Genomic DNA, 600 nt, shown 5'->3' with positions numbered 1-600 from the left:
ATCTAAGCTCGATATCGATGTAGCTGCCGGAAAGATTTATTACGTCTGGCAAGAGGTCAAGATGGGCGTCCTTTACGCGCGCAACAAACTTCAGTTGGTGGACGAGGAAGCCGGTCAAAAGGGGGTGAAAGAGTCTGAACTGGCCGTCGCTAATCCAAAGCCGACCGCCGAATAGAGTCGTGTTGGGTTGTCCGTTTGATGGTTGCCTTTCCTAGAATCGGGCCGCGTAAGCGGCCCGAGTTCATTCGATCAGTCGATAGAGCTTAAGACCGTTTTTAGACACGTTCGTCCAACGCACCGAGTACAGGTACGACGCCAAGAACCGCCTGATCGAAGTCGACCGCCCGGTGCTGACGAACGGTCAGCGCAGCGTCGAGCGTTACGAGTACGACGATCTGGACCAACGTATCGCGCATACGGATGCGCTGGGCGGGCGCGAGAAGACGTACTACGATGCCGATGGCCGCATCGTCAAGACCGTGAGTGCCGCGGGCCGCACGATTCAGTACGACTACAAGTGGGCGAACAGCATCGCCTCGGTGGGCACATCGGTGACGGGTGGCTGGATCAAGACCATGACCGACGCCAACGGCCGCACCA

At 57.7% G+C, this 600-nt stretch carries 1 protein-coding gene; it reads left to right on the top strand.

The genetic code is table 11. The annotated features are described in order from the left end of the window. Positions 1-347: 347 nt before the first annotated feature. Positions 348-600 (top strand): hypothetical protein (locus QCE79_RS33450; RefSeq protein ID WP_309851787.1); only part of this gene is annotated, 253 nt, incomplete at its 3' end.

Source organism: Caballeronia sp. LZ003 (assembly GCF_031451465.1).
Lineage (GTDB): Bacteria > Pseudomonadota > Gammaproteobacteria > Burkholderiales > Burkholderiaceae > Caballeronia.
This window is presented reverse-complemented; position numbering and strand designations above follow the sequence as displayed.